Genomic DNA, 6,105 nt, shown 5'->3' with positions numbered 1-6,105 from the left:
AGCAGCAATTGGCGCTGGACTAAACAAAGGCCCCCTTTTAGGGGGCTCACACAAAGCCACCTTCTTTAGAAGGTGGTAATTTACTTGGAGTTACGGGGTACAATCCACCTTAAATAGTTGTCCGTAACTTTTTCTGAGAGAGCAGAAAATGAAAATCAGCCCTTATCCGACTGGTCGCTTCAAAACATACCTTGAAGAAAAGAGTGCCACCTTTCGCGATTTGATTTATCAATGCCAAATAAATTCGCGTTTCTTTGATGCTGGGGAAGCAATTCTCCGCCAAGGTGAGCAACTTCAGTACTTGTATGTTGTGCCAGTAGGTCGAGTCTCGATGAACATATTGGCCGCAAATGGACGACGTTTTCAATTAGGGGAAGCTAACTGCGACTATCATATTTATGGTGAAATGGAGTTCTTCACTCGGACTCCTTGTCAATGGAATGTGATAGCAGATGAACATATGCAGGTTGATGTTATCTGTATCCAAAAACTAACCGAAGCGCTGCAAAATTATCCCCAAATGATGGTGTTCTTCGCTTCAGCATTGGCTGAGGATTATCAAGACTCCATGGATATCTACACTAATCGTTTGTTGCATCCCATTACTTACAACATTGCCTATGATCTTCTCGTCCGTAATCAGACGGATAAGCTCCTTGGTGGCTTTGATAAAGTGAACCAAGAGGCTGAGCGGTTTGGCACCTCAGGCCGAGTCTATCGACGTGCAGTTAAGGACTTGATTGAAAAGGGATTGATTACAAAAACGGACAACGGTTTGGAGATTATTGATGAGCTGGCACTCAAAGCGTTTATTGAAGCGCATGAATGATACGCCCAGGTATTGAAACTGATGGGTTTTATAAGTCTTTGATATATCTAAGTCTTGAGTAAACGTAACTAATGTAAAGTACCTTAAATTTTGTTGAATGCATTAAAGAGTAGCGTTATATTGCGAACGCGTATGATAATAGATCTCATTAAGGCTTAACAAAATGAAAAAATTCGTCGGTGCGGCTATGCTGTCGTTATTTACTGTTTCTCCTTCTTTTGCTGCTAAAGTTGTGATTGACCACTACATGGGTCAAACAGAGCTAGAACAATCCCCAGAGCGTGTGGTTGTGATTGGCTTTGGCCCGCTAGATGCGTTGGACAACTTTGGTATCGATCCTGTTGCAGTATCTAACTCTTCTAATCTTCCTAGTTACCTTTCAAAATACAGCAAAGATAACTACACCTCTGCGGGTAGTTTGTTTGAACCTGATTTTGAAACCATCTACATGCAAAAACCGGATTTGATTTTGGTTGGTCCGCGAGCGTCTGCGAAATATGAAGAGCTGAGTGAAATTGCCCCTACAGTTGTTTTTGCGGCGAAAGAGAACCAAGGCTATTGGGAAGGCACGCAAGCGCAATGGCGCAATATTGGTAAGATCTTCAATATCGAAGAAAAAGTAGAGCAGAAAATTGAAGCGCTAGATGCTCAATTCAAAGCAATCCGTGACTACAACCAATCGAACAAAAATGATGCATTAACGATTTTGAGCATGGGTGACAACATCAGCGCGTTTGGTGCCCAGTCGCGATTTGGCGTCATTTATAACGACTTTGGCTTCTTGGAAACGGTTGAGCACGTGAAAACGGGCACTCACGGAGATGTCATTTCTTATGAGTTTATTCGTGAAGCTAACCCGAAAAATATTCTCGTGGTTGACCGAAATTCTCTGACAGGTACGCCGGATAACGATATTCGTAAATCCATGGATAACGACTTAGTCAAAGCTACTGCGGCATATAAAAATCATAAAATCACTTATTTAGATGTGGACGCGTGGTACTTGTCGATGTCTGGTGTGACAGCAACAGAAAAAATGGTCAGTGAGATAAAGCAAACCGTTGAACTGTAATCCAAGATAGCAGAGGTTAACTTTGAAGAAGTTATTGCTAACCCTTGTGGTTTTAAGCACGGTTTCGTTATTTGTTGGGGTGGCAAACATGACGCCCCAACAACTCTTTTCAGGTGATGAGAAAGCATTAGAGCTTTTCTTTACCAGCCGTATACCACGTTTATTTGCCATACTGCTTGCTGGTGCTGGCTTGAGTATTGCGGGACTTGTCATGCAGCAAATCAGCCAGAACCGATTTGCTGCACCTTCTACAACCGGTACGATCGAATGTGCCATGTTGGGCTACGTACTGAGCGTGGTTTTCTTTGGTAATGATAATCACCTTTGGCTCGTATTCGGCATCTCGGTATTTGGGACGCTAGCGTTTGTTTTCTTTATTCAGCGCATTCAATTTAAGAGCGTGGTTTTTGTGCCTCTTGTCGGGATTATTTTCGGCAATGTCATCCAATCCATGACTACGTTTATCGCTTACAAATATGATGCACTTCAAAGTCTGAATGCTTGGACAGTCGCAAACTTCGCCAACATCTTGCGTGGTGATTTTGAACTGCTGTACATCGCGGTACCAATGGTTATCCTCAGCTATCTTTTTGCCGCAAGGATCTCTGCCGTAGGTATCGGAAAAGATTTCGCGATTAACTTGGGTTTGAATTATCAGCAGGTTGTGACGATTGGCGTGCTATTGGTGTCCATCATGTCAGCAAGTGTCGTGATGATTGTTGGCCAGTTGCCATTCTTAGGGCTGATTGTACCGAATCTCGTGAGTCACTTTTATGGCGATAACCTCAAAAAGAACATTCCGCTTACGGCCATGTATGGGGCCATTTTAGTGTTGTGTTGCGACTTGGTGAGTCGTTTAATTATTTTCCCTCATGAAATGCCAATCTCTATCGTGATCAGCATATTGGGTGGAGTGGTATTCATCGCTATGTTGTTGCGAGGTAAGCAACATGCGTGATTCAACGAAAATCCTGCTGTTAGGTGGCATTGCGATTCTTTTCGCGTGTCTGTTTATTGGTATTGGGCTAACGGCTGACAACTACCAATATTTTTTGTCTCGTAGAGTTCCTAAAGTATTGGCGATAGTGCTAGCGGGTGTGGCCATTGCTCAGTCTTCACTTGTATTTCAAACCATTACGCACAACCGAATTTTAACGCCAAGTATCATGGGTTTTGATGCGCTGTATGTGTTAACCCAAATTTTGATCGTGTTGATTTTTGGTGGGTTGAGTACCTTAGTTCTTAACTTGTACGTCAATTTCGCGATTGCAGTCATTGTAATGGTGTCGTTTTCGCTACTGCTGTTTGGGTTTTACTTTTCAAAAGGCAGCAAGAACTTGATTACGTTGCTATTGGTCGGCTTGATCTTTGGTCAGCTATTTTCCAATGCGGCGTCATTCTTTTCTTTGCTGATGGACCCAAACACATATGCAATTGTTCAGTCGAAACTGTACGCCAGTTTCAATAATGTCAAAGTGAACTTGGTTTACTTTAGTGCTCCGGCTTTGATGTTTGCATGTTGGTTGTTGTTTAGGATGCATCGTACTTTAGATGTGTTTTGGCTCGACCAAGACAATGCGAAAAGTTTGGGTGTTGATGTACCTAAAGTGACGAGAAATGTGTTTATTATCTCGGCGGTTTTGATTGCTATTTCTACGGCTTTGGTAGGGCCAATCATGTTCTTTGGTTTACTAGTGACCAACTTAAGCCGAGAAATGTTCCGAAGTTACCAACATAAAACGCTATTGGTCGGATGTTCGTTTCTATCCATCAGTTCATTACTTGCTGGGCAATGGATAATCGAAAACGTGTTCAGTTTTGAGACGACGTTGAGTGTCGTAATTAACTTTATCGGCGGTGCGTATTTCTTATACCTGCTGCTGAAAAACAAAGTTGTATAAATATGATAGTAATAGACAAATTAACGAAGGCTTTCGGTTCAAACAAAGTCGTAGACGAGGCCAATACTCAGTTTGAAAAGGGCAAGGTAACATCGATTATCGGTCCAAATGGCGCGGGAAAGAGCACGCTGTTATCTATGGCCTCGCGCTTAACGGAGCGAGATGGCGGTAGTGTTATCATTGATTGCAAGGAAATCGCGGAATGGGACACAAAAGAGCTAGCGAAAAAACTGGCAGTACTTCGCCAAGCTAACTCGATTACAATGCGGTTTACCGTAAAAGAGTTAGTCTCTTTTGGTCGTTTCCCATACTCTAAAGGAAATCTGACTAAAGAAGATCATGAGGTCATAGAACAAGCGATCGACTACTTAGATTTGCAAGATATTCAAGACAAATACTTGGATGAATTAAGTGGTGGTCAGCGACAGCTTGCATTTATTGCTATGGTGATTGCACAAGATACAGATTATGTCTTTCTTGATGAACCTCTTAATAACTTAGATATCAAACACTCTCTTCAGATCATGAAAGTTGTGCAGCAGTTAGCCCATGACATGAATAAAGCCATGGTGGTCGTGATTCATGATATTAATTTCGCGGCGTGTTACTCAGATGTCATATTGGCGCTTAAGAAAGGCAAGGTTGTGGCGAGTGGTGCGGTTGAAGAGGTTATTCAAGCGTCTACGCTAGAGGACATCTACGAAACGCCATTTAACATCATAGAATTGAACGGTAAGCGCATGTGTACTTATCATTAAGCGAGCTAGTTCGTTTTTAACGAGATCAATAGATAGGCGGGCTTACTTGGTGAGCTCGTCTATGATTGGGCATCGGCTCTCTGCATCTCCAGGACAAGAAGAAACCCAACCTTCAAGTTGCGTTTTGATCTCCATGAGGTGTGCAATTTTTTCTTCAACCTCTCTCAGTTTGTCCATGGTTCTTGCTTTTACTTCACTACTTTTGCGGTTGGGGTTATGAGCAAGTTGTACGAACTCTTTGCATTCTTGCAACGAAAAGCCTGCGCTTTTTGCGCGTGATACCAAGTTAAGCTCTTGAATATGATTATCTGAATATTCGCGATAGCCAGAGTCGCTACGCGCTGGTGGAGATATGATCCCTTTGTCTTCATATAATCGAATCGACTTAGATGAAAGCCCAGTGAGCTTCGCGACGGCACCAATATTCATGTTTAACCTCCATAACGTTTAAGGCGAGTATATACCGATGTTGTGGATAAGACACTCCTAAATAACAGTCAGTTACCTAGAGTCCCCTTACTCTTTAATCACTTCATGTGGTGGCACACCAAATGCCTTTTTAAAGGCATAAGTGAAGTTAGAAGGGTGGTGGTATCCGGCTTCATAGGCGGCTTCTGTTATCGTCACTAGGCCACGTTCCAAATGTTGCCTAGCAATCTCAAGACGTCGAAAACGAATGTAGCCGTTTATGGTCATATTAAGTGATTGTTTAAATCGACGCTGCAGGTTTGAAACACTCATTGAGAATTGGCTCGCCAACTTTTCCAAGCGTAGTTCTTGATCAAGGTGAGTTTCAATATAGCTGACAATATCCTCAATTCGACCATCAATGTGTCGTTCAATACTGCTGTTTTTAGCACTGAAATTCTTAGGAATTTGCTTGGTGGCTTGATGTAATATTTGATAGATCAAGCTTTCGACCTCTAGCTTTTCTTGGAACTCTTGCGGTGTTTCTCTATTTGTTAACGTTTCGGCCAACTCGCATAGCGTCTGGTTAGGCTCCAACTGTTGAAACGCCTGATGAGAGTTAAAAAAGGCTCGATGACTACAATTTTGCTCAAGGCGGGCCTCTAGCCATTGGGGCTTAACCAATATGTTGATCTTATTAATGAGGTTATCTTTGAGCAGTGAACGACGAAAATTTGCAGGTTTGAGTAAGTTCACCACTACACCCTTAGGGCCGTCGCTCGCGTCTAAATCAAATTGCAAATCGTCGTAGCCAAACGAGAGTCTACCTTCTAAAAGAATAGTGACCAGCAGTGAGGCGTGTGCAGTAGAAACAATATTCGAATCAATAAGTTCTAGACAGCGCCCGCCATGAACAAAAATTTGATCATTGTACTGATATGATAGGAACTTACCTTCGGCCAGTTGAGTTTGACAAGGTTGGCCTTGCGTGACAATCCATTGTTTCTCTGTCGTCTCTAGTCTTTGGGTTAAAGCTATCTTATCAATTTTAGTTCGTTTTGTTGTGACTTCCTGCATTTGACACTTCCTCATAACACTTGTGCGATTTCGCATAACCAAATCGCCTTTGTATTTATA

The 6,105-nt window shown here is 42.4% G+C and carries 7 protein-coding genes; 5 read left to right on the top strand and 2 right to left on the bottom strand.

The annotated features are described in order from the left end of the window. Positions 1 to 148: 148 nt before the first annotated feature. The 5 genes from R8O70_RS13800 to vctC all read left to right on the top strand — a co-directional run bounded on the left by R8O70_RS13800 (position 149) and on the right by vctC (position 4,560). Positions 149 to 829, top strand: a complete 681-nt coding sequence (locus tag R8O70_RS13800; RefSeq protein WP_104976156.1) for a Crp/Fnr family transcriptional regulator — start codon at positions 149 to 151, stop codon at positions 827 to 829. A gap of 163 nt (positions 830 to 992) precedes the next feature. Beyond that, a complete protein-coding gene (locus tag R8O70_RS13795) occupies positions 993 to 1,901 on the top strand; it encodes a siderophore ABC transporter substrate-binding protein (RefSeq protein ID WP_005376635.1) in 909 nt (302 codons plus the stop codon). Positions 1,902 to 1,923: 22 nt separating this feature from the next. Next, on the top strand, positions 1,924 to 2,859 hold the full coding sequence (gene vctD / locus R8O70_RS13790) for an iron chelate uptake ABC transporter permease subunit VctD (protein ID WP_017820306.1): 936 nt from the start codon (positions 1,924 to 1,926) through the stop codon (positions 2,857 to 2,859). Then, positions 2,852 to 3,802: an iron chelate uptake ABC transporter permease subunit VctG gene (gene vctG / locus R8O70_RS13785; protein ID WP_005376631.1), complete on the top strand. Its 951-nt coding sequence runs from the start codon at positions 2,852 to 2,854 to the stop codon at positions 3,800 to 3,802. The genes vctD and vctG overlap by 8 nt, the downstream gene beginning before the upstream one ends. Before the next feature lie 2 nt (positions 3,803 to 3,804). Beyond that, a complete protein-coding gene (gene vctC, locus R8O70_RS13780) occupies positions 3,805 to 4,560 on the top strand; it encodes an iron chelate ABC transporter ATP-binding protein VctC (RefSeq protein ID WP_017635379.1) in 756 nt (251 codons plus the stop codon). A 42-nt stretch (positions 4,561 to 4,602) separates the two neighbouring features. On the opposite strand, the gene cueR is transcribed toward vctC, so the two are convergent. Beyond that, complete coding sequence (gene cueR, locus R8O70_RS13775; protein ID WP_005376627.1) at positions 4,603 to 4,989, bottom strand: Cu(I)-responsive transcriptional regulator; 387 nt, start codon at positions 4,987 to 4,989, stop codon at positions 4,603 to 4,605. Between the two features lie 87 nt (positions 4,990 to 5,076). After that, a complete protein-coding gene (locus R8O70_RS13770) occupies positions 5,077 to 6,045 on the bottom strand; it encodes a helix-turn-helix domain-containing protein (RefSeq protein ID WP_213885489.1) in 969 nt (322 codons plus the stop codon). Positions 6,046 to 6,105: the final 60 nt, after the last annotated feature.

Origin of the sequence: Vibrio sp. 779(2023) (genome assembly GCF_033344285.1) — a bacterium.
Classification (GTDB): Bacteria; Pseudomonadota; Gammaproteobacteria; order Enterobacterales; family Vibrionaceae; genus Vibrio; species Vibrio alginolyticus.
This window is presented reverse-complemented; position numbering and strand designations above follow the sequence as displayed.